Here is a 21,003-nt window from a genome sequence, read left to right as displayed (position 1 = left end):
TCTGCCTGACGCTTGAGTGGTTTTCTATCCATAAGGAGTATTTATGCGTCACTATGAAATTACGTTTATTGTACACCCCGATCAAAGCAAGCAGGTGCCCGCAATGATCGAGAAATATAGGTCAATGATCATTAGCAGAGGGCATCATGTTAGCCGTATTGAGGACTGGGGCCGCCGCCAGTTAGCTTACATGATCGAGAAGCTCGCGAAAGCACACTATGTTTGTATGAATATTGAATGTGACCAGGTTACTCTCACCGAGCTAGAGCACGCATTTAAGTTTAATGACGCGGTACTGCGCTACCTAATTGTTAAGATGAGAAAAGCGGAGACCAGTCCATCTCCAATGATGAAAGAAGTGCAACGCGAAGAAGCAAAAAAAGCGACTGCACAGCCACAATCTTCTGAGGAGCAGAGGTAAAATAAGGCTTAATTCAGAGAAAAGGAGAAAGCTGTTAACCTACACGTTAAACCGACTGAAGCTAGTAGCTAGCGTTCTTGATCGCGATCCAGTACGTTATACACCAGCTAGTGTGCCAATTGTTGATTGCAGGTTACAGCATAAGTCCAAAATAATTGAGGCTGGTTTTAGTCGGCATATCAAGCTGACAATTTTAGCGCTAGCTGCTGGTGATATCAGTAGCAAAGTTATAGGGTGTAAATTAGGTATTTGTGTGCATTTTGACAGTTTTCTAGCAAGAAAACACTATAACGCAGAGATCCTAGTATTCCACATTACAGCATTGTTGGATATAAAAAAGACTGATCATGGCTCGTCCTACTAGTAAAAAATTCGACAAGCGTCGCCAACAACAAAACCCGCTTTTCAAGCGTAAGAAGTTCTGTCGTTTCACTGCCGCTAGCATTGAGTATATCGATTATAAAGATATTGAGACATTAAAAGACTTTATTAGCGAAAATGGTAAAATTACGCCAGCGAGGTTGACTGGTACGAAAGCCCACTATCAACGCCAACTAAATACAGCGATTAAGCGGGCTCGTTTTCTTGCGTTAATGCCGTATACAGACCTACACAAAGCCTAACTCGGCATCAAAAAGGGTCACATGCAAGTTATTTTATTAGAAAAAATCGTTAAACTTGGTAATCTAGGTGATATCGTCAAAGTTAAGGATGGCTATGCACGTAACTTCTTAATTCCGCGACGTAAGGTTCGTCATGCGACGAAAACGGCGATTACTGAATTCGAAATGCGACGAGTAGAACTCGAGAAGATAGCAGCCGATAAGCTAGCTGCCGCTCAAGCTCAAAGTGAGAAGCTGAAAAGCTTAACTCTGCAGGTTACGCAAAAGTCAGGTGTTGATGGCCGTTTGTTTGGTTCAGTTACGAATCAAGATATTTCTACTGCACTCAAGCAACAAGGTTTCGCTATTGAGAAAGCGCAGGTGCGTCTATCGAAAGGTCCCCTAAAGACAGTTGGTGATCACGTACTACAAGTAGCATTGCATACCGATGTGATCACAGATATCACAATTTCAATATTGAGCGCACAGGAGTAAAATTGCTGCATTCTTTCAGATGATCCCATGTAAGCAGGATACGGTTAAATCCGATCCTGCTTTTTTTTGAATACCATTGCGTGAATGGTTGAATAACTGATAATCGGTTTCCATGAACGCTTTAAATAACGATCCACAAATTGAATCACTGAAAATTCCACCCCATTCGATCGAGGCCGAACAATCAGTACTTGGTGGTTTGCTGCTTGACAACGCCGCATGGGATCGAATTGCGGACTTTTTAAATTACCGGGATTTTTATCGCTTTGATCACCGGCTTGTTTATGAGCATATTGGCAAGCTAATTATTATGTCTCGGCCAGCTGATGTAATTACAGTATTCGAGTCACTCTCTTCTGTAGGAAAGGCGGATTGCATTGGAGGCCTTGTCTATTTGAATGCACTTGCGCAAAATACGCCCAGTGCAGCGAATATCCGGCGGTATGCCGAGATTGTAAGAAACCGAGCAGTATTGCGTAAATTAGTAACTGCAGCTGACGAAATTTCTAGTGATGCATTTAATCCACAAGGTAAAGAAGTTCGGCAGCTTCTTGACCAAGCCGAAGCAAAGATCTTCTCTATCGCGGAAGAAGGTCAGCGCGGCATACAAGGCTTTCTCGAGATTGGGCCGTTACTAACACAAGTAGTCGAGCGGATTGATGCACTATACCACACAGAAAATCCAAGCGATGTCACAGGTACACCAACCGGTTTTATTGACTTAGACCGAATGACTTCGGGAATGCATGGTGGCGAATTGATTATTGTTGCGGGGCGGCCATCAATGGGAAAAACCGCCTTCTCGATGAATATCGGTGAATATGTTGCGGTAGAGTATGGTTTACCAGTTGCCGTATTCTCGATGGAAATGCCTGGTACACAACTTGTAATGCGAATGCTTGGTTCGATTGGTCGGCTCGATCAACACCGAATACGTACTGGACGGTTGACTGATGAGGATTGGCCTAAGCTTACGCATGCAGTACGTAAAATGAGTGAAGCGCAGATTTTTATAGACGAGACTGGCGGGCTTAATCCAATAGAATTGCGCTCTCGGGCACGAAGACTAGCACGCCAGTGTGGCAAGCTAGGATTGATTGTTGTTGATTATCTTCAGCTAATGACCAGTTCATCATCGGGCGAAAACCGTGCGACAGAGATCTCTGAAATCTCACGCTCTCTAAAAAGCTTAGCTAAAGAGCTTGATGTGCCGATTATCGCACTCTCCCAGCTAAATAGAGGTCTAGAGCAGCGACCGAATAAGCGGCCAGTTATGTCTGATTTGCGTGAGTCTGGTGCAATTGAACAGGATGCGGATATAATCTTGTTTATTTATCGAGACGAGGTTTATAACCCAGACAGTCTTGATAAGGGAGTAGCTGAGATTATTATAGGCAAACAGCGGAATGGCCCGATTGGGTTTGTTCGTCTGACATTCTTAGGACCGCATACGAAATTTGATAATTTCGCTAGCGCAGCGTCGTTTTTAGACAGAAAATAACTCAGGTTTTTAGTTTAAGTATTAGTATGTCTGTAAATTACATGCGCTATTTATATATTAAAACGTGCAGCGAATAGCATGTATATCTTACTCATACAATCTAATTACGTTTAGATGTAAAAGTATACTGTTGTATATAGGTTACCTATTACTTCCGAGGGGTTCATGTTCGGACGATTTATGCCTACTGAAGGCAAGTTCTTCGAAATATTTAATGCTCATGCGAAATGCATGGTCGATGCTAGTCTCGAACTCGAGCGGTTAATTAAAGACCTGCCTAACGCTGAGTTTCATAAAAAAAACGTGCAGGAGAATGAGAAACGCGCAGATAAGCTAACACATGAATGTATTGATTTGCTACACAAAACCTTTATTACCCCGCTAGATCGAGATGAGGTTCATAAGCTGATCACGACAATGGATGACATCCTGGACTTGATGGAGGATGTTGCGACTTCGGTGTCATTATATGATGTACAGGCAGTAACCCCTGAAGCAAACGAACTTGCGCATGTCTGCCGGCTTACTTGCGAACGTGTCCAAACAGCAGTGGCTTTGTTACAAGATATGAAACGCGCCACTATGATCTTAAAAGCTTGCGAAGATATCGATCGTTGTGAATCTGATGCAGATCGACTACTAAGATCAGCAATATCTAAGTTATTTCGTGAAGAGGATAACGTCAAAACACTTATTAAGCTAAAGGCAATCTTTGAATTGCTTGAAGCTGTAACAGATAAGTGCGAAGATGTCGCGAACATCATTGAAGGTATTGTGCTTGAGAACGCATAGACGGGGCGGCTAATGCATTCGATTCAACTTTCTGTATGGGTGGTTACGCTACTAGTTGCTGTCGCATTGATATTCGATTTTATGAATGGATTTCATGACGCAGCAAACTCAATCGCGACCGTCGTATCGACAGGTGTGCTGAAGCCGTATCAGGCTGTGGCGTTCGCCTCCATCTTTAATGTCATTGCATACTTTGTATTTCATCTGAAAGTAGCGACCGCTGTTGGCAAGGGCACAATTGACCCGGGTATTATTGATCACTACATAGTATTCGGAGCGTTAGTTGGAGCGATTGGCTGGAACATTGTAACTTGGTACTACGGAATCCCATCAAGCTCATCACATGCCCTGATTGGCGGCTTGGTTGGCTCAGCAATTGCTAAATCGGGGTGGCATTCTTTGAATGTAAATGGTCTAATAAAGACAATCGCCTTCATTTTTTTATCACCTTTTCTCGGCTTTGTATTTGGGTCGCTGTTTATGCTGGTCGTCTCGTGGATTTTTTTCAGGATGCGACCAAGCCGTGTTGATCGGTATTTTCGGCGGTTCCAACTTGTGTCTGCATCACTATATAGCCTGGGGCACGGGGGTAACGATGCACAGAAAACGATTGGTATTATTTGGATGCTGCTAATAGCGACAGGAGCATCAACAATTACCGATTCCGCTCCGCCAACATGGGTAATTGCTGGTTGCTACATGTCAATGGGATTAGGAACATTATTTGGGGGCTGGAGGATTGTACGCACGATGGGGCAGCGTATTACGCGGCTTAAGCCGGTTGGTGGATTTTGCGCAGAGACTGGTGGCGCAGTTATATTATTTATAGCATCATGGCTAGGTATTCCAGTCTCAACGACTCATACGATCACTGGAGCGATTGTTGGTGTTGGGGCAACGCAGAAATTTTCCGCCGTACGGTGGGGTATCGCTAGCAATATTATATGGGCCTGGATTTTTACGATTCCGGCGTCAGCCATGTTCTCTGCTGGTAGCTGGTGGCTTGGTCGGAAGTTTCTATGATAGAAATTTAAATAGAAAAGGCGAGTATTTAGTAGTATTTAGAGAATACTCATTTTTTAGAAAAATGCCCCCTTATAAAGTATAAGGAGAAAGTATTATTAGTTAATAGCAGCCATAAAGCTAGATTTTATATTTATATATAATCGGTAGCTCGACCTATTTTTTAGCCAGGCTGAATAATTAACTCGCCGGCGCGGCCTGGTACCTTGCCCCATGCGATGGGATGCCATGGTAGAGATTCTAAGTTTAGAGTCGCGTAATAATCAGCCATCGATACTAATGTATACCCTTGCGAACGCCAGCCCGCTAGCAAACGTTCAAATATAGGGGCGAGCTTTTGTCCTTCTAATTCCGCGTGCAGCGTAAAGACATGGTCAGCTTCATTATCCCGTGTCAGCGATAATAGATAATTAGCAACGTTATTCACATTCCTTCTATGAAGAACTTCATCTAATGTCGGTAGCGTTGTTGGAAGCTGCACATGACTCAGAGGCAAGCCCTCTAGCATAAGCCGGTATGGGCTATAGCCTCGGCCATCAGATGCATATAAGATGTTCCATGCATCGAGCTGATCAAATGCATGCTCATTCATTTGCCAGCCTGCTGCCCCATGAGTCCAAGGCTCCTCGCCAAATATTTCAAAGAAACGCGCATAGCTTTTTTTCATTTGAGCAATCGTCCATCCACGCTCACGGATACGCGCATTATCTTGCCAGTATACATGGTCCCATGTATGAATGCCCACCTCAAAGCCAGAAGCACGAGTAGCGCGCATCTGCGATGTCGCATGCGTGCCAATATCTGGTCCAGGAAGTAATATTCCGTAAGAAAGAGTTTTAATGCCGTAGTGTTTAAAAACTGATGTACGTGATACTTTTCTCAGGAATCCACGCTGGAATACTCGTCGAAATGCCCAGCCAGTATGATCGGGTCCTAGGCTAAATAAGAAAGTCGCGCCAGCGCTAGCTTTACGAAGTATCTGTATAAGGTTTGGAACACCCTCACAAGTACCGCGTAGCGTATCGACGTCGATCTTAAGTACGAGAAAAGCCAATTTTACTTACTCCTATGCCTTAGTTAATTAGCGCACGAACTTTAGGGATTTGTAAGCGGTATGCATCAAAAATTTTACGCAGAGATTCATCTATTGAGAACATTGGGGACCAAGCTAAGCTTTGCTTTGTATTATCGATTTTGGGTATGCGATTCTGAATATCTTGGTAACCAATGCCGTAATAAGCACTAGACGTAGTTTCTACTAGTTTTACTTTTTTTGCAGTATGCGCATACTCAGGATACTCTGCCGCTAATGCAAGCATCTTGTTAGCTAGATCACGTACCGAGAGATTATTATCTGGATTCCCTATATTAAAGATTTTTCCGCTTGCTATACCAACCGGATTCTCAATAATCCGCATTAGAGCTGCAATACCGTCATCAATATCGGTGAATGTTCGTTTTTGCGCGCCGCCATCGACTAGATTAATATTTTTGCCTCGTACAATATGGTCAAGGAACTGTGTGACCACGCGCGATGTCCCTTCCCTTGAGGAGTAAATCGTATCCAGTCCCGGGCCGATCCAGTTAAAAGGACGGAAAAGTGTGAAATTCAGACCCTCCATCCCGTAGCCCCAAATAACACGATCGATTAACTGTTTTGAGCATGCATAAATCCAGCGTGGCTTATTAATTGGGCCATAAATTAATGGTGAGGCTTCTGAATCGCACTCGTTATCAGTACACATGCCATACACTTCGGAAGTGGATGGAAAAACTAAGTGTTTACAATGTTTGACTGCTGAGCGAACAATCGGCATGTTTGCCTCGAAATCAAGTTCGAAAACGCGCAGTGGATATTTTACATATGTAGCTGGCCTTGCGATCGCGACTAATGGCAAGATTACCTCACACTTTCGAATGTGATGTTCAACCCACTCTTTATTGATTGTAATGTCACCTTGGAAGAAGTGCATTCGTGGATGCCGCGTTAGTTCACTTAAGCGATCTATTTGTATATCTATCCCGTAGACTTCCCAATTAGTAGTTTCAAGAATATGCTTAGATAGATGATGACCGATGAAGCCGTTGATACCTAAGATCAAGACTTTTTTCATGAACGCGATAAGGATTGAGTGAGGCTCAGGAACGTTGACATATCGATTACACGATCGATGGACGTAGAATTTGGGGCACTTTGATTAAGATGACGGAGTTCACGGATTACGATAGCTCGGCCGTCGCCACATACGCCTAGTATCGAATAGTTAAAAACCTGTAAACCTAGCGGTAATTTTATAGTGTTATTTTGGCCCTGTTTCATAAGTCGGGCAGACGCAATAATAAAGCGTTCACCTTGGACGTCAGTAAATGCACCAGGATACGGCGGTGCCGCCGAGCGCACTAGATTGTAGACCTGTTGTGCAGGTAAGCTCCAATCTATTCGACCATCCTCAGGTCTACGCCCTGAAAAATAGCTGCCCGCGGATAAATCATTCGGCATCCTCGGGGCGTTATCAGCCAACAGAGCTGGAAACGCTTGCCACAAAGTCTGTTCAGCCGATACAGTTACTTTATTAAACACTTGACATGCGGTATCATCTGGCAGGATTGGAACTAACGTCTTCGCAACGATTGCACCTGCATCCGGCTTAGAAGTCATCTCGTGCAACGTGGAGCCAGTCTCGGTTTCGCCATTAAGAACAGCCCAGTTTATCGGCGCTCGACCACGATACTTTGGCAAAAGCGAGCCGTGTAGGTTAAATGCACCCTGAGGCGCCAGAACGAGCAACTCGGGCGGTAGCATATGTCTATAGTAAAACGAAAATATGAAATCGGGTTGTATCGCCCGTATAATCTCGATCAGTTCACGCTCAGGTGGACGGGAAAGCGTGATTACTGGTAATCCATAATCTGCCGCAACAGCCGACACACTTTCGAACCAGATGCACTCTTCTGGATTGTCTTGGTGAGTGATGACAAGCGCAATATCGGCGTCATATGCGAGCAAGACGCGTAGACAGCGCACGCCAATATTATGATATGCAAAAACGACAACGCGAGCGTTCATCGAATATACCTCCATGGACTGTTCGCCTGCTGGCTATGCACAATGTACCGGCCTAGGCGTGGTGCTGTATAGTCAGTTTTAACCGCATGCATCGATATGTTGCTATCATGTTTCTGAAGCACTGCCCGCACCAAATAGTGCGGGCGAGCACGTACTTGCTGATAGATCCGTCCAATATATTCACCAAGCAGACCTAGTGAAAAAATAATTACGCCGAGTAAGAAGAATGTAATCGCGAAAAGCGTGAACACACCATGGACTTCTGCGCCAATGACGAAGCGGCGAATCAGCAACAGTATAAATAGCACTGCAGATCCGCTTGATAGAATTATGCCGACGAAAGATAGCCATTGTAGTGGCACTAACGAAAAGCCAGTGATTAAGTCAAAATTTAACCGGATCAGGCTATACAGTGAGTACTTTGATTCCCCAGCGAAACGTTCTTCGTGCAATACCTCAATTTCGATCGGATTTTGCGCAAAAGTATAGGCGAGGGCGGGAATGAATGTATCAACCTCACCGCATAGGTTAATCGTGTCAATTATGCGGCGACTATATGCTCGCAGCATACAGCCTTGATCGGCCATCTGGATACGCGTAATACGTTCGCGCATCCGGTTCATCACGGCGGATGCCTTACGTCTGAATAGACTATCACGCCGATGTAGACGAATTGTCCCAACGTAGTCGTAGCTCTCTCGCATCTTTGCCACTAGTTTACCAATTTCCTCTGGTGGATTTTGTAAGTCAGCGTCGAGTGTGATCACAATATCGCCACGCGTCTGCTCAAAGCCGGCTAGAATAGCCATGTGTTGCCCATAATTACCGTTGAGTAAAACGATGCGAGTAGTGTCTGGGCGTATGTAGTACTGGTCGGTAAGCATCGCAGCCGAACGATCATGACTGCCGTCATTGATAAAAATGACTTCATAGGTTAATTTTAGCGCATCAAGCGCTGGGTAGAGTCGCGCAAACAGTTCTTCTAGAACTGCCTCCTCATTGTAGACGGGGATCGTAACAGAGAGTTCAGGCTTATTCATTGTTGATAATGGTTAATAATCTCATTAACAGCTTGAACGACGCGTGATACATCATCTATTGTCATTTGAGGAAACAACGGAAGTGTAACTATTGACCGCCCAATACGCTCCGAATGGGGGAACATACCTGGACCAAATCCACGCTCCCGGTATAGTTTAAACAGATGAATTGGCGGATAATGCACGCCGGTACCAATGCCACGTGCTTTCATTTGCGCCATGAAATTAGCACGCTCTATCCTCAGCCGATCCAATGGCAGTACGATCTGAAACATATGCCAGTTCGAGTTTGTAAAGTCTGCGGGTGGCAACTCAATACCAGCTGCTATAGCCGCGCTTCCCCTGAAATGTCTAAAATAGGCACGTGCCAGCGTGCGCCGCTGTGCGGTAATTTCATCTAGACGAGCCAGCGAGCCCAACCCGACACGTGCAGCGACATCAGTTAAATTATACTTACCTCCAAGCAGGTCACATTCCATTCCATCAAAACCGGTTCGTGTTATACCCTGCAGTCGGTACTTTTGGGCAAGCTGTGCTTCATTATCGTCGTTCACTACTAGTGCACCACCTTCGATCGATGTAATGTTCTTATTCGCATGAAAGCTGAATGACACAAAGTCGCCACGTGTACCAACACGCTGGCCATTCCAGCTTGAGCCAAGTGCCTGAGCAGCATCCTCGACCACGCGCAATCGGTGTATGTGCGCGATAGTATAAAGTCGATCCAAGTCCATCGGAATCCCGGCTAAATACACCGGTATAATAGCGCGAGATTGAGGCGTGATAGCAGCCTCAAGTTTATCTAGGTCTAGATTTCTGGTGACCGGGTTAATATCAGCGAATACGGGGGTTGCGCCAACTTCGCAGATCATATTACTAGTAGACACCCATGATAACGGTGTAGTTATAACCTCATCACCAGGTCCGATACCAGCTATGCGCAGTGCGATTCCTATTGTGCAGGTTCCTGAATTAAAGGTTCGCACTGGCCGACCACAGTATTTAGTCAGCTCTGCTTCGAAACGAGCATTTTGAGGACCGGTAGTAATCCAGCCACTGCGAAGCACATTAATGACGCCTGTAATCGTTTCCTCATCGACGTAAGGCCGAACGAACGGTAAAAAAGGCAAAGAAGTCTTGCTCATGGATTGTCTAATCTAGCTCTCTCAAAAGACTGGATAAGCTTAACTACACACCAGAATAACCACGCCGAGCAGAATATTGATAATGTCAACGGAATGGCCCTCTAAGCTAAGATAAATTCGGCGAACAAATATAATGTCTCCAAACTGCTACCGTATTGACTTTATAGCTAAGTAATAACATTAGACAGGTAATTATATTCACGCGTGAAAGTGCAGGGATCTAAGGTATGTCATTAATGACACAGCATGAAAAGTAGTTAATCATTGTCCGCTAGCTCTGCTAACTACACGCTAATAGTAATAATGTTCACCACCGGGAATTTAAAAAATAAACCGCGTTAACGCTAGACGCAAGCATCAACGGTGCTTCCGTGTTAAAGATCAGCCCATAAAAATGCGTGTAGTGTTAATTAGATACATAATTAGAAGCCCCTTTACAGTTAAAGTTTAGTGATAATAACGCGCCGCGCATCACGTGCAATCACCTTCATAGGTATGCCACTAGTTGCTATCTGTCTGTACAGCGCCGGTGGTAATAACGCTAGTGCCGCTCCAGGCTTACGCCACTGGGCACACCATTGATCAATTGTCGGAATCCACTTAGTCTGCTCAAGCATTGCGCCGAACCATAGCTCATCAGTATGATGGACCATGATAGTCATATGACGAACATAGAAAGGCAGCGTGTGGTCGAGCATATCCACCGAGTAGAATGGCGTGTCAAGTGGAAGCTTTGCTAGCTCCATCTGGATTGCTGGAGCAAGCAGGGCACCGCTGCTTTGTCGCCCGAACACCTCGTGGCCATTACCACCAATAGTACAAAAAAGAAACCAGCCGATACTAAATACAATAATACTTGCGCTTGTCGTCGCACGTTTCCTTAAGAGCCAGAAAGCAAATAGCGTTAGTGCAAAGCTAGCGCTGATAGCAAGCTCGACCCAGACAATAAATTCTCGATACAGCGCATTCGGGGTTTTAACATCGCCACGGTTAATTAGTACTAAGTAAGTTATCACAGACGCTATCGCTAGAAATACCATGTATCCAAGTAGATGTCGCTTCCATTGCTCACAGGTGACTTTCGGTAAATATAGGCCTATTACTAAAGCTAGCGCAGGCGCCACGGGCAGCGTATAAGAAGCCAGTTTTGAATGCGATGCGCTGAAAAACAGAAAGATAACTGCAGACCACACTAGAAGTAGTGTAACTGGCGCGAAACCATTCTTCTGAGGCAGAATTCGCCATCCCTGGCATATACTCTGTGCTGTAATTGATACCCAAGGTAAAAAACCAATTAGCAGCACGCCCGCAAAATAGTAAAATGCCCCGGGCCGGTTTTGTGCCGGCGTCAAATAGCGCTCGTATTGCTGGACAATAAAAAAATAATGAAAAAACTCTGGATTATTAAGTTGAACTAGTATGAACCATGGCAACACAATTCCTGAAAATATCAGGGTACCGCTAAACAGGTGTAGTCGCCTCCACACCGCCCAATCACAAGCCACTATACTGTAGATCACTAGTGATATACTGGGTAGGATCAATCCAACCAAGCCTTTAGACAGGACCGCTAGAGCCATCGATGCCCAGCATAGCCACATCCAGCTACGCCGCGTACAGTTCGGTACGTATACGCGTTGTGCTAGAAGTAGTGAGCATAGCGCTAATTCCATCCAAAACGCCAGGCCTGTGTCGAGCACATTCAGGTGGCCTATTAAATTCCAATATGGCGATGAGGCTAGAACCAATGTTGCCATTAGACCGGCAGAAGGATTGAGCACGCGTAAGCCGGTGTAACCTACTAATAGGATACCAGAAAAACCGCACAGCGCCGTGTAGAGGCGCGCCTGCCAATCGCCTACTCCGAAAAAAGAAAACGTCAGGGCATTAAACCAGATTTGTAATGGCGGTTTTTCGAAATACTTATAGCCGTTGTAGCGCGGCGTGATCCAGTCGCCGGTAACAAGCATCTCGCGCGCTATTTCTGCATACCGCCCCTCGTCACTTGGAATTAGGTGACGATAGTTTAATTGAAGGAACCATATAAGGGCGAATATCAGCATAAGCTGTATAAATGATTTTTGTGAGGGTGTGAATAAGCATGCTGGCATGTTACTAACAGTTTTAATTTGAACGACTATTGACAGCCTCATCGCTTGTATCAGGGCAAGTAAGCCTTGCATGAGTTATCTAGGGTGTATTATGCAATAGAGAGGCGCACCCAGATGTAGTCTTACCCCATAGTGACGTAGCTAAAAGCTGCTATATGGCAGCGTGCCTACGGTTTTTCAATTAGCAGCGCAAGCATAACCTTGCGCTCTTCCATCATAAGAATATTGTAAGTACGGCACGCAGCCTGAAAACTCATCGCCTCAATACCAATGCGCTGTCGCAACAGCGCATTAATCATTTGTGGGTGAACAAATCGCAACCGACTGCCAGTTCCAAAAATTATAACTTCAATTCTAAATTCGCTAGAGAACGTAACCAGTATGTCAAAATTCTCTGGAATAAGCGCATCGAACGAAGATACTGGCCACAACACAACCGGCGCTTGAGGGAAAATTAAAATACTGTGTTCGTAGCGTTGTCGATTAACACTAACATAGTTAGTACCATAACCAGTCACAGTATTCATATTACCAGCGGAATCTAAGTGTAATTTCAATGTAATATTTATATGCGCATAATGTTTATAGAGTATTTGCTATATCTAGCAAACGAGACGATTAGCATGAGTTATGAGATAATGGAGGCGGCCTGCGCGAACACAGCAAGTCTCACTGTGCACTATGCGGACTACAAAATAGCTGATGCATTGCATGATTACGCTCGAATCCGCATAAATTAAGATCTATGCTTGCCCGGCAAGCCAGCTAGATCATGCACGGCTCTATATTATCGACCGCTATCTAGCGATAGTCGTGTTTTGGCATAAGCACGATTTTTTATCGAGGCGTTTCTGTGAAGCCCATCCCAAAATAAAATAAGCTGTCAAACGTCTATTCCAATATACGCAGGTCCCTCTTCAACAGGATTAAGAACCTTGCAGAAGAGAAACATCGTATCATTAGGATAAACATCGATACGAGATTATCGCTGACATGATTAGAAACTTACTGAGGTTGTCGTCTGATTATCCAAATTCGAAAGGGTGTGTTTACAGCACGTAATCTATCATGCGCTACAAGCGGCACAAAAGCATTTCTAGTGTCAAGCTCGATGATATTTTTTTAATGCATCCCGATTTAATCGTAATGAATACAAAGTCTCTCTAAATGAGAGCGATAAATTGCTGTTGCTAGCGCTCCTCTACCCATTGTAGACTACGCTGGTTAGTCTCACCTAAGGAAAGCGTTACTAGTGCCATAATACGACAGCTAGTCGACTAGATCTAGTCAATATATGGTTAAAGATCTGGATGAGTACCTGTGTCCTCATAATTACCAGCCTTAGTCTCCGACTAGTTTACTGCGCCCGGATGACCTCCTAATAATGATTTTCTACCGGTACCAGTTAGTCATATTTTGCGATGAGGTCTACGACAGGATTATTTATGATAGAAGCTTTCTGATGTCTGTCAGTCTGTTGTTGTAAGACGTACTTATCCTTATCTTCAATAGCTTGTTCGAAGTCATTGATTTTATAGCTACCAAGCTTATTTAGCACTAAAGTCTAGTAATAGAAGACATGTGACTATCATATACCGAAGGGACCGGCATCCTCGCATGGATGCGTCTATGTGCGATTATGCCGGGATAATATACAATTTAGACTGCTTAGAGCAGCTACCAGAGTATTAATAATTTGATCTAAATGAGTGAGTGCCTGTACAACTAGAGCAAGCTTACTTGCGCTATGCTTAACACAATTCCAGGTGTGTCTCTAGTCAGTCCGCAAGCGGCTTTTTACATGTTTAAAAGACTAGATCTGGCTACCTATGTAGCATGCGATGATTAGGAACCTATTCTAGAACTGTTACAGTAAAGGTAAGTTTTTAAAACACTTGATCTCACTGGCCGGATGCCGACCCCCCCCCTTTCGGCCCGAATTTTTATCTAACGTCTATGACCTGAGCGATTCTCTAAGCTATAGTACAAGTTTTTGGACGGCTACTGCAAGCGTGCGAGCGCGTGAAGTGCGTCAAGCGCATTGCCCCTTTTATGATATACACACGCGGGATGATGGAACCGATCAAAGTAGGATTGTTGGGCTTTGGCACGGTCGGCAGTGGAACGTTTAACGTGCTGCGCCGAAACCAGGAGGAAATCGGCCGGCGAGCTGGCCGTGGAATCGAAATCACACGAATCGCAGTACGTAATCCGGATAAGGTGCAGCAGGTATTAGTCGATCCGCTCAGTACGGTAGCGCTAACATCGGATTTTACCGCGGTAGTTGATGATCCTTCGCTAGATATTATTGCAGAAATGATTGGTGGTACTAATATTGCCCGGGAACTGGTGTTGCGTGCGATTTATAACGGTAAACATATCGTGACGGCTAACAAAGCATTACTTGCAGTGCATGGAACTGAAATATTCGAAGCAGCACGCGCTAGAGGCGTAATAGTCGCCTTCGAAGCTGCGGTGGCCGGCGGAATTCCGATCATTAAGGCGTTGCGTGAGGGCTTAACAGCGAACCGCATACAGTATATCGCTGGTATTATCAACGGTACCACAAACTTCATCCTATCCGAGATGTGCGAGCGTGGCCTAGATTTTGCAACTGCGTTAGCTGATGCGCAACGACTTGGATATGCGGAAGCGGATCCAGCATTCGATATAGAGGGGATTGACGCTGCACACAAGGCTACGATCATGGCGGCGATTGCATTTGGAGTGCCGGTGCAGTTTGAACGCGCCTATATCGAAGGAATCACCCAACTGCATGCACTGGATATTCGTTATGCAGAGGAACTTGGTTATCGGATTAAGCTACTTGGCATTGTGAGGCGTACCACACAAGGAATTGAGTTGCGAGTTCATCCAACGTTAATTCCAGCCCAGCGTCTAATTGCGAATGTACAAGGTGCAATGAACGCGGTTCTTGTCTATGGTGATGCGGTAGGAGCAACACTATACTGTGGCACAGGAGCGGGTGCAGAGCCAACAGCGTCAGCTGTGATTGCGGATTTAATTGATATTACTCGACTACACACGGTAGACCCTAACAATCGAGTGCCGCACTTAGCATTCCAACCAGATCGCTTGGAAAGTACGCCAATTCTTCCAATCGATGAAGTTACTAGCAGCTACTACTTGCGACTGCGTGTTGTAGACCAAATAGGTGTGCTTGCCGATATTACGCGCATTCTTTCTGCTTTAGATGTCTCAATTGATGCCTTGCTACAGAAAGAGTCAGAGTTCTTCGACGCTAGCCAGATAAATGAGGCTAATATTATTCTAATCACGCACGAGACGCTGGAAAAGAATATTAATGCGGTGATTTCTCGCATTGAAGCATTACCGACAGTGCGTTCGAGTGTGACCCGACTACGTATGGAAGCATTAAACTAAGGCTAATGCCCTATTGCTTTAATTAATAGGCGAAGCACTAGAGGAGATTCTAGGATGAACTACATTTCTACACGCAGTACCGGCCTCAGCAAGTGTTGCTCATTTCTTGATGTTTTACTTGGCGGTCTTGCAAAGGACGGCGGCCTATATATGCCAGCACAGTATCCGCGTGTATCTGATACAGAGTTGTCTCACTGGCGTACGCTTTCGTATGCGGATTTGGCGTTCGAAGTTATCAGGAAATTCTGTGATGATATACCGACTAACGATTTGCTAGAATTGACACGTCGCACCTATCGTGCCGATGTTTACTCAAATATACGCGATGCCAGTAGGGCGCAGCACATCACACCCTTTAAGACACTAGGCATAGAAGGTGGTGCACCTCTATCTCTGCTAGAGCTATCCAACGGGCCAACGCTTGCGTTCAAGGACATAGCCATGCAGTTACTCGGCAACCTATTCGAGTACGCGTTAGCAGCATGCCATCACCAGCAATTAAATATTCTTGGCGCAACATCTGGAGATACTGGTAGCGCCGCTGAATACGCGATGCGTGGCAAGCGGGGCATACGTGTATTTATGCTTTCACCTTATCGTAAGATGAGTGCATTCCAGACTGCGCAAATGTTCTGCCTACAAGATCCGAACATATTTAATATTGCAGTCGAAGGAGTATTCGATGATTGCCAAGATATTATTAAGGCAGTTTCAAACGACCATGAGTTCAGAGAGCAATATAAAATTGGCACCGTTAACTCGATAAACTGGGCTCGGATCAATGCACAGGTTGTCTACTATTTTCGAGGCTATTTTGATGCAACGTGCCGTAACGACCAGCGCGTATCGTTTACCGTTCCATCTGGAAATTTCGGCAATGTATGCGCCGGTCATATTGCGCGGATGATGGGATTGCCAATTGAAAAATTAGTGGTTGCCACTAATGAAAATAATGTGCTTGACGAATTTTTCCGAACTGGTAGATATCGCGCAAGATCAGCTACGGAGATCTACCATACAAGCAGTCCTAGTATGGACATCTCAAAAGCATCAAACTTTGAGCGATTTATCTTTGACCTAATAGGCCGTGATCCGATACGTATATCACAGTTGTTTTGTGACGTTGAAACTAATGGTGGATTCGATTTAGCTATGTCAGGAGATTTTACCCGAGTACGAGAGTTTGGTTTTGTATCTAGTCACAGCACACACGCGGATCGAATAGAAACGATTCGGGATATCCACCGTCGTTATAAAATAATAATCGACACACATACAGCAGATGGAGTGAAGGCGGCGCGTGAATATTTAGAGCCTGGGGTGCCGATGATTGTACTCGAGACCGCACAAGCAATAAAATTTAGTGATGCGATTCGAGAAGCGCTGGATCTAGATCCTCTATACTCCAAAGATTTTGGTAAGCTGGAAGCGCTTCCTCAGCGTTTTACGCTGTTACCAGCTGATGCTAAGCATATCAAAAACTTTATTCGTATGCAGATTGAAAGATAGTGTATATACATAGCGTAAAACCCCCTTATGCTAACATAGGGCTATATAGTGCAGTATACTTAGCTAAGCTTGGAATATATATTTTAGGGGTTAATATAATAAGTGATTTAAGGGAGTGCTAAGGCGACATTATATATGACTTTTATCTCAGAAGATTTATCTGCTAGTAGTGCACACAAAGTATAAATAAAAATATAACATAACGAGAGAACCATTCTAAGCTAATAATGCCTGCACACGGCGGGTTGTATTGCATTGTTGAAACAATACTGAGATAAATACTGTGTGGCAATATTTAGCAAATCTTGGTTACTCAAACTTCAGTTGAGCCGATTATTACGATTCAGAGAGATTTCAAAAATATAAACCGAGTTTCGATATTAAGATTATATTATGTTAAGTAATCGCCTTGACTGTTGTTGTAGGAGTAGTAATATCAATTACATTCTTTCTACTAGAGAAAGAATGTAATTGATAACGTTACTATACTCTATAACATAGAGTATAGGTATATTACGGTCTAGCCTATAAGTATGTCTATGGTATTAGAGGGTTGAGATCCGCTCAATCATATAAGCACCTGCGGCCATTACTAAAGTACTTAAAAGTCTGAAGTATTGCGACCCAGCCTGCGCCATTTTTCCTCTTTGAGGAAAGAGGCCAATATACCTGCATCAGGCAATAATCTAGGTAAATTTGGGGAGAATTTATGAAACTTATTCAAAATACTCTCATTGCATACTTTATTTCTGCTATTGTCATTTGCAGCAACCAGTTTTCTTGTAATTTACTTAATGCACAAGAAATTAACTGCAATATTATGCTAAATAAAGAATCGCCCCTAAGTATGCCCCCAGATATGGTACATAAAATTACTAACCATCGTTTACTGCTACATAAAGACGGCTCAGTATCGCTATCTGAATTACAGAAAATACAGAAATTTAAACCTAGATTAGTCGATGGGGAGGTTCTTCCGCCAATACGGGGGATGTACATCGAGCGCGAAGGCGGGCAGCGTTGGCTAGTAATCGATAAACAAACACCTTCACAAGTATGGCCTCAGGTACAGAATTTTTGGCGTGATCAAGGATTTTTTTTAGTGCTAGACGCGTGCGCTCGGGGTATTATGGAGACAGATTGGTACGAAACTTACCCGAAAATACCAGATAAACCAGTCTATAATAGCCTATCTAAGGCTCCTATTACCACCTATACAACTAGTTTGCGCGACAAATATCGCACGCGCCTCGAGAATACACCGGATGGCGGGACATATGTATTTATCAGTCAGTATGGGTTATATGAGCAGTTGTTTGGTATAAAAAACGAACAAAGTCAGTGGGAAATTCGGGAGAACGATCCGTTTTTAGAAGCTAAGTATCTCCAGCGACTGATGCAAGTGTTAGCTCGCAATTAGCATAGCTAGTGTGTCTTATCTTCAAAAATTTTAGCATATATTCATGCTATAAACAGATAGCCTATGAAGATATATACTTTACAAGTCAAGAGCACGTGAGCTTAAAACAATTGTACAGTTGATAATTTAACCGTATGTGTAGTCCATGTTTTAGACGTTATAACAAGCTTTCACGATTTAAGTTCGGTTAAATAGAGCTTTTAGGGATTAATCATCCCTATGCCTAAAAAGGCTAAAAAAGAAATAAAGAGGTTAATGATATAAATAGATATGATAAGTTCACTAAAACACAGGTAAAAGTTATAGTGCTGCTATTTTACTATCGGCAACATGTACCATTCTTAGTGTTTATGTCTTTATTTAAGATACTCTTCCATCAGATTTTCACTTATTTTTATCTAAAAAATTGTTTTTATTGGGTAAGCGTAGATCTAATATCGCTCAGATATAGTGATATATCTGCGAGGCATGCCGACCGAGAGAATTCGTATCGCCATATAAACCAATGAGGTTAATGTTCTAGCTATGCCTATTACTAGCATTAACAACTTCTTCTTTGCTTATTTTTAAGGGCAATATTTGATCTTTACTTGATATTTTAAGATAGAAAAATTCCTATGTTGACTAAGGCAATATATGCATTAGTGGGTGTTAATAACATCTAAAATCAAGATGATTGTCCAGTTCGCTTTGCCTTCATGGTGATACTGTCGCTCTACGACAATAAAAGGATATTGTTTTCCTCGTGGTCCTAGAAACAATATATCATTCTCGAGAGGCAAGCATTCTATTGGTGGTAGCGCGATATATAACTCCTCGCCGAGCAGGGTGCTTTGCATTAGCTCCTCGAGCTTTTTCGAAGCGGCTTCAGTCCATTCTATTTCGAATTCGATATTTTTCACATAACCCTTTCGTTGCATATTAAGTTTGCAACTGTAACACGGAGACTAATTGCATAATAAATCCGCATCCACTAAAGCTCTTACTGACTTGCTTGTACGTGATCTACGAAAGAATTCTACTTGTAGTTTCTTCTATTATTAGCGTTAGATAAAGCATACGTTCCGACCAGACATAGTTTTACTAAAAAGAGATTTTCTCTATATAATCACTTACTGTTGCTATACGCAGTTATTTTTACGTGGTCACTATCTAGACAAGAACAAAGTATAGCAACCATACTATCTGGATAGAAGTAGAAATTTTACAAGATTAATTATTCATTCTACCCGATTAAGTGTTGGTTAATATTCTAGAGCAATAGTGCTATCTATGAATTCTGACTTCTAAATAGTGAGAGTCAAATAACGCGCTTAGTGGCCTATGTACTAACATAGTTAGTATGACCCATATTAATCTAATACGATATTGTGCGAGTTTGCATATGCCCTTATCTATCGGGTGCAGACATAATACTGATTATGCCCGCTGCCCTATACAAGATGCGAGCTAGCATAGTTCACTGCCTTTGTTTTATTTTGGTGAGCACTACTAAGCACTAGCAACTTAGATCTAGCTTATCGCTTGATAGCATGTAAGTCATTGGGGGTGAGCACAGCGGCCAGTCAAAGACTGCTGCCTCTATACTATAAATAGTACCATATTAATAGAGTACTTTAATAAAAGTAAAATCTAATAAGCCAAGGTATTATTTAGGTTTAAGCTGATTTTTTCTCACTACTCACCGCGAGTACTTGAATTCTGTGCAAGCAAAGTTAGTAGGGGCCACCTGGCAACCTTCGCTATCCTTTCCAGGTAACTGTTTACCTGGAAATATATTACGATGTTTAACCTCTATAGCTAAACGAAATTGGATCAACTATATCAACTTCCTCAATAGCCTCTCAAGTATAAGTTTCATTATGCATATAATATATGCACGGCACTCCCGGTGTGCGCTGAACAGAATTTAGTTATATGAACTCGCCTAACTCACCCTGACAGCAAAATCTACGCTTCATCTATATACACATCTTGAATTTCTAAAGTAAAAGTTTACAAACAAAGTTTCGTTAATATCTCGTTAATAAACAGCGGTGCTACACTCAATAAATCTAGGCTTAATGCTCCATAGAGCTCTGGGGGAATATAAAGCAGATTTTGTATTAGGTCTTGGTTCCATAATATTCTCTGAATAAAGACCGCCAAAGTGGAATTTAATAAATTGAATTATGCTGAGGTTACTCTTTTTAATTAGCATATCTATCACGCTACCTTTGGGGCGCTCTACACTAGAATTAAGTAGTAACTACAAAGCACTAAGCAAGCTATTAGTTTTCAGGACGAATAGGTATCCGTTTTGTCTGCTTAAAAGTCAGGTTGTCTTTAGCAGTCAGCGCTATAACTCAGACTATATCTTGTTTAAGATTAATGGCAAAAATTTTTATAGATGCGTTTGCTATTTAGCAAGAACTAATATAGGTTAATTTTATCGGAAAACGTCAGGCAGTTTGCATAAACTCTACCTACAAA

18 protein-coding genes are annotated in these 21,003 nt (G+C 43.2%); 10 read left to right on the top strand and 8 right to left on the bottom strand.

All coding sequences use genetic code 11. The annotated features are described in order from the left end of the window. Window positions 1–43 precede the first annotated feature (43 nt). The 7 genes from rpsF (at window position 44) to K0T93_RS02175 (ending at window position 4,834) form a co-directional block, all read left to right on the top strand. On the top strand, window positions 44–421 hold the full coding sequence (gene rpsF, locus K0T93_RS02205; RefSeq protein ID WP_225721107.1) for a 30S ribosomal protein S6: 378 nt from the start codon (window positions 44–46) through the stop codon (window positions 419–421). Then, the gene (priB, locus tag K0T93_RS02200) at window positions 387–785 is read left to right on the top strand and encodes a primosomal replication protein N (protein ID WP_445082803.1); all 399 of its coding nucleotides are present in this window, start codon (window positions 387–389) and stop codon (window positions 783–785) included. The genes rpsF and priB overlap by 35 nt, the downstream gene beginning before the upstream one ends. Continuing rightward, window positions 769–1,044, top strand: a complete 276-nt coding sequence (rpsR, locus tag K0T93_RS02195) for a 30S ribosomal protein S18 (protein ID WP_225721106.1) — start codon at window positions 769–771, stop codon at window positions 1,042–1,044. Before priB ends, rpsR begins: the two co-directional genes overlap by 17 nt. A gap of 21 nt (window positions 1,045–1,065) precedes the next feature. Further along, complete coding sequence (gene rplI, locus K0T93_RS02190) at window positions 1,066–1,518, top strand: 50S ribosomal protein L9 (RefSeq protein WP_225721105.1); 453 nt, start codon at window positions 1,066–1,068, stop codon at window positions 1,516–1,518. Window positions 1,519–1,630: 112 nt separating this feature from the next. Beyond that, a complete protein-coding gene (locus K0T93_RS02185; protein ID WP_225721104.1) occupies window positions 1,631–3,019 on the top strand; it encodes a replicative DNA helicase in 1,389 nt (462 codons plus the stop codon). A gap of 165 nt (window positions 3,020–3,184) precedes the next feature. After that, window positions 3,185–3,811 (top strand): DUF47 domain-containing protein, encoded by a 627-nt coding sequence (locus K0T93_RS02180; RefSeq protein ID WP_225721103.1) that lies wholly within the window; start codon window positions 3,185–3,187, stop codon window positions 3,809–3,811. Between the two features lie 12 nt (window positions 3,812–3,823). Beyond that, window positions 3,824–4,834, top strand: a complete 1,011-nt coding sequence (locus K0T93_RS02175) for an inorganic phosphate transporter (protein ID WP_225721102.1) — start codon at window positions 3,824–3,826, stop codon at window positions 4,832–4,834. A 163-nt stretch (window positions 4,835–4,997) separates the two neighbouring features. Here the strand turns inward: K0T93_RS02175 and K0T93_RS02170 are convergent, their stop codons facing one another. The 7 genes from K0T93_RS02170 to K0T93_RS02140 all read right to left on the bottom strand — a co-directional run bounded on the left by K0T93_RS02170 (window position 4,998) and on the right by K0T93_RS02140 (window position 12,754). Then, window positions 4,998–5,888 carry a polysaccharide deacetylase family protein gene (locus K0T93_RS02170; protein ID WP_225721101.1) on the bottom strand — a complete coding sequence of 297 codons (891 nt, stop codon included), beginning with the start codon at window positions 5,886–5,888 and terminating at the stop codon, window positions 4,998–5,000. A 19-nt stretch (window positions 5,889–5,907) separates the two neighbouring features. Next, window positions 5,908–6,948: a bifunctional UDP-4-keto-pentose/UDP-xylose synthase gene (locus K0T93_RS02165; protein WP_225721100.1), complete on the bottom strand. Its 1,041-nt coding sequence runs from the start codon at window positions 6,946–6,948 to the stop codon at window positions 5,908–5,910. Next, window positions 6,945–7,901, bottom strand: a complete 957-nt coding sequence (locus K0T93_RS02160; protein ID WP_225721769.1) for a formyltransferase — start codon at window positions 7,899–7,901, stop codon at window positions 6,945–6,947. The genes K0T93_RS02165 and K0T93_RS02160 overlap by 4 nt, the downstream gene beginning before the upstream one ends. Continuing rightward, window positions 7,898–8,941, bottom strand: coding sequence for a glycosyltransferase (locus tag K0T93_RS02155; RefSeq protein WP_225721099.1), 1,044 nt, complete (start codon window positions 8,939–8,941; stop codon window positions 7,898–7,900). The genes K0T93_RS02160 and K0T93_RS02155 overlap by 4 nt, the downstream gene beginning before the upstream one ends. Next, entirely contained in the window at window positions 8,938–10,086 is a 1,149-nt protein-coding gene (locus K0T93_RS02150) for a DegT/DnrJ/EryC1/StrS family aminotransferase (protein WP_225721098.1), read from the bottom strand. The genes K0T93_RS02155 and K0T93_RS02150 overlap by 4 nt, the downstream gene beginning before the upstream one ends. A gap of 440 nt (window positions 10,087–10,526) precedes the next feature. Continuing rightward, on the bottom strand, window positions 10,527–12,197 hold the full coding sequence (locus K0T93_RS02145) for a glycosyltransferase family 39 protein (protein ID WP_225721768.1): 1,671 nt from the start codon (window positions 12,195–12,197) through the stop codon (window positions 10,527–10,529). 167 nt (window positions 12,198–12,364) lie between these two features. Beyond that, the gene (locus K0T93_RS02140; RefSeq protein ID WP_225721097.1) at window positions 12,365–12,754 is read right to left on the bottom strand and encodes an Mth938-like domain-containing protein; all 390 of its coding nucleotides are present in this window, start codon (window positions 12,752–12,754) and stop codon (window positions 12,365–12,367) included. 1,516 nt (window positions 12,755–14,270) lie between these two features. On the opposite strand from K0T93_RS02140, the gene K0T93_RS02135 reads away from it, so the two are divergent. From K0T93_RS02135 to bamC, 3 genes are all read left to right on the top strand, one after another. Continuing rightward, complete coding sequence (locus K0T93_RS02135) at window positions 14,271–15,602, top strand: homoserine dehydrogenase (RefSeq protein WP_225721767.1); 1,332 nt, start codon at window positions 14,271–14,273, stop codon at window positions 15,600–15,602. 54 nt (window positions 15,603–15,656) lie between these two features. Next, window positions 15,657–17,111 carry a threonine synthase gene (gene thrC, locus K0T93_RS02130; RefSeq protein WP_225721096.1) on the top strand — a complete coding sequence of 485 codons (1,455 nt, stop codon included), beginning with the start codon at window positions 15,657–15,659 and terminating at the stop codon, window positions 17,109–17,111. Between the two features lie 709 nt (window positions 17,112–17,820). After that, window positions 17,821–18,531 (top strand): outer membrane protein assembly factor BamC, encoded by a 711-nt coding sequence (gene bamC / locus K0T93_RS02125; protein ID WP_225721738.1) that lies wholly within the window; start codon window positions 17,821–17,823, stop codon window positions 18,529–18,531. A 641-nt stretch (window positions 18,532–19,172) separates the two neighbouring features. Here bamC and K0T93_RS02120 read toward each other — a convergent pair. After that, the gene (locus K0T93_RS02120) at window positions 19,173–19,433 is read right to left on the bottom strand and encodes a DNA-binding protein (protein ID WP_225721766.1); all 261 of its coding nucleotides are present in this window, start codon (window positions 19,431–19,433) and stop codon (window positions 19,173–19,175) included. Between the last annotated feature and the right edge of the window lie 1,570 nt (window positions 19,434–21,003).

Origin of the sequence: Candidatus Vallotiella sp. (ex Adelges kitamiensis), from assembly GCF_020342435.1 — a bacterium.
Taxonomy (GTDB): domain Bacteria; phylum Pseudomonadota; class Gammaproteobacteria; order Burkholderiales; family Burkholderiaceae; genus Mycetohabitans.
The sequence above is the reverse complement of the archived record's forward strand: the minus strand, read 5'-3'. Positions and strand labels throughout refer to the sequence as shown.

Bases quoted from the DNA above. Each gene is read 5' to 3' on its own strand.
- rpsF (WP_225721107.1), top strand. From the start codon at position 44: ATGCGTCACTATGAAATTACGTTTATTGTACACCCCGATCAAAGCAAG.
- rpsR (WP_225721106.1), top strand. From the start codon at position 769: ATGGCTCGTCCTACTAGTAAAAAATTCGACAAGCGTCGCCAACAACAA.
- rplI (WP_225721105.1), top strand. From the start codon at position 1,066: ATGCAAGTTATTTTATTAGAAAAAATCGTTAAACTTGGTAATCTAGGT.
- K0T93_RS02185 (WP_225721104.1), top strand. From the start codon at position 1,631: ATGAACGCTTTAAATAACGATCCACAAATTGAATCACTGAAAATTCCA.
- K0T93_RS02180 (WP_225721103.1), top strand. From the start codon at position 3,185: ATGTTCGGACGATTTATGCCTACTGAAGGCAAGTTCTTCGAAATATTT.
- K0T93_RS02175 (WP_225721102.1), top strand. From the start codon at position 3,824: ATGCATTCGATTCAACTTTCTGTATGGGTGGTTACGCTACTAGTTGCT.
- K0T93_RS02165 (WP_225721100.1), bottom strand. From the start codon at position 6,948: ATGAAAAAAGTCTTGATCTTAGGTATCAACGGCTTCATCGGTCATCAT.
- K0T93_RS02160 (WP_225721769.1), bottom strand. From the start codon at position 7,901: ATGAACGCTCGCGTTGTCGTTTTTGCATATCATAATATTGGCGTGCGC.
- K0T93_RS02155 (WP_225721099.1), bottom strand. From the start codon at position 8,941: ATGAATAAGCCTGAACTCTCTGTTACGATCCCCGTCTACAATGAGGAG.
- K0T93_RS02150 (WP_225721098.1), bottom strand. From the start codon at position 10,086: ATGAGCAAGACTTCTTTGCCTTTTTTACCGTTCGTTCGGCCTTACGTC.
- K0T93_RS02145 (WP_225721768.1), bottom strand. From the start codon at position 12,197: ATGCCAGCATGCTTATTCACACCCTCACAAAAATCATTTATACAGCTT.
- K0T93_RS02135 (WP_225721767.1), top strand. From the start codon at position 14,271: ATGGAACCGATCAAAGTAGGATTGTTGGGCTTTGGCACGGTCGGCAGT.
- thrC (WP_225721096.1), top strand. From the start codon at position 15,657: ATGAACTACATTTCTACACGCAGTACCGGCCTCAGCAAGTGTTGCTCA.
- bamC (WP_225721738.1), top strand. From the start codon at position 17,821: ATGAAACTTATTCAAAATACTCTCATTGCATACTTTATTTCTGCTATT.